At 56.0% G+C, this 1,603-nt stretch carries 3 protein-coding genes; all 3 read right to left on the bottom strand.

Going from position 1 to position 1,603, the window contains the following annotated elements:
- A partial coding sequence (locus AC6RA4_RS25470; RefSeq protein WP_500165113.1) for a MerR family transcriptional regulator occupies window positions 1–489 on the bottom strand: 489 nt, incomplete at its 3' end.
- Between the two features lie 171 nt (window positions 490–660).
- Window positions 661–1,296: a guanylate kinase gene (gmk, locus tag AC6RA4_RS25465; RefSeq protein WP_500165111.1), complete on the bottom strand. Its 636-nt coding sequence runs from the start codon at window positions 1,294–1,296 to the stop codon at window positions 661–663.
- A gap of 48 nt (window positions 1,297–1,344) precedes the next feature.
- On the bottom strand, window positions 1,345–1,603 hold a 259-nt coding region (locus AC6RA4_RS25460), incomplete at its 5' end, for a hypothetical protein (protein WP_500165110.1).

The following is a 1,603-nucleotide window of genomic DNA, read 5'->3' as shown; positions in this document are numbered from 1 at the left end:
GTCGTAAACACCGTCTCCAAAGACACGATCAACTAACGTCTTGGCTTCTTCCCAACTATCGCGCTCTTGAACCGAGTAGTGTTCTTCAAAGTGTGCTTCTCGGTTCTTTGGGTGGAGCTTGAACTCCTCTCGTTTGATGACTCCTAGTAGATTATCCAGAGAGGTTTTCTCTCTTATGAACGTTTTCAGCGCACGGATAGAAACTAGGTTTTGTCGATGTTGCGATTGCAAATGCTCTAAGTGCGTTTCGAAGAGTTTGTGATTCTCGCTTATGGGCAAGCGGTCCACATCCCTGATTTCAGATAATGAAAAACCAAGCGTTTTCAGAGCTGTAATGCGATAGAGCTTTCTGATGTCCGTTTCGGAATAGCGCCTGTAGTCCGCTTTTGACCTTTCGGGCGAAATCAGCCCAGTATCCTCGTAGTGATGCAAGGTCCGCCGAGTCAGACCCGTCTTTTCGCAAATTTCACCTATCCCAAAGGTTCTCATGTTCGCAGCATACTGGTTCACGTAACGTGAGGGTCAAGCGCAAAATAGTGCTCCAGGCATACAGAATTTCAACTTGGCTGAAATATCGGCGATGCTATGTCCGCTTTCACTCCCAATTCCAGCCGTTGAACGTCGACCTGAACCGGGGCGTAAGCCGGCGATCCCGCCCCGCTACCCCATCAACTCCCGCACGAACGGGATCAGTCCGGTCTGTCGCTGACGCTTCATTCGCTCGGCGTGCAGGATCTCCGCGACCTTGGCGAAGCACAGGTCGACATCGTCGTTGATCACGACGTAGTCATACGCGTCCCAGTGGCTGATTTCGGCGCGAGCGCGTTCCATGCGGCTTTCGATGACTTCCGGGGTATCGGTGCCCCGGGCTTCGAGCCGGTGGCGCAGCTCGGCGATGCTTGGCGGCAGGATGAACACGCGCACGACGTCCTGCTGGTCCTTCTGGAACAGCTGCTGGGTACCTTGCCAGTCGATGTCGAACAGGAAATCCTGCCCTTCCTTCAGCGCCGCGCGGATCTTGCCCTTGGGCGTGCCGTAGCGATGCCCGAACACATGCGCCCATTCGTAGAAGTCGTCCTGTTCGACCATCCGGTCGAATTCATCGTTGGATACGAAATGATAGTGGACGCCTTCGATCTCGCCCGGTCGCATCGCGCGTGTGGTCACTGAGACCGACAGCTTGATCGCCTCTTCGGCATCGAGCAGCATGCGCGAAATCGTGGTCTTACCTGCGCCCGAGGGCGAGGACAGGATGAACATCAATCCGCGGCGAGCTAGACTGTCGTGGTCGGCCATGCGCGCTCATGCGCGCAAGGGTGATGACAAATCAAGAGCCGAACGGCCTTATTCCGGGTCTTTTGTAACGGGTTTTGGAAGCGTGTGCCTGTTTGCTCGCTGCAAGGTCCGGCGTTTCTGACTGCGATCGAACAATGTCTTTACGACCAGGCCGGTCCCGACGATCACGGCCCCGGGGATCGAAGCGGCCGCGATCTTGCCGGCTTTGGCGGCGCCCTTTTGCTTGAGCGACGGTTCATCCTCGACGGTTTCGCCATTCGCCTCGCGCTCGACCTTGCTTTTCAGGAACGTTCGCTCGACCGATCGG

The organism is Salipiger sp., from assembly GCF_059781815.1.
This window is presented reverse-complemented; position numbering and strand designations above follow the sequence as displayed.

Coding starts and splice junctions, on each gene's coding strand:
- gmk (WP_500165111.1), bottom strand. CDS start 1,296: ATGGCCGACCACGACAGTCTAGCTCGCCGCGGATTGATGTTCATCCTG.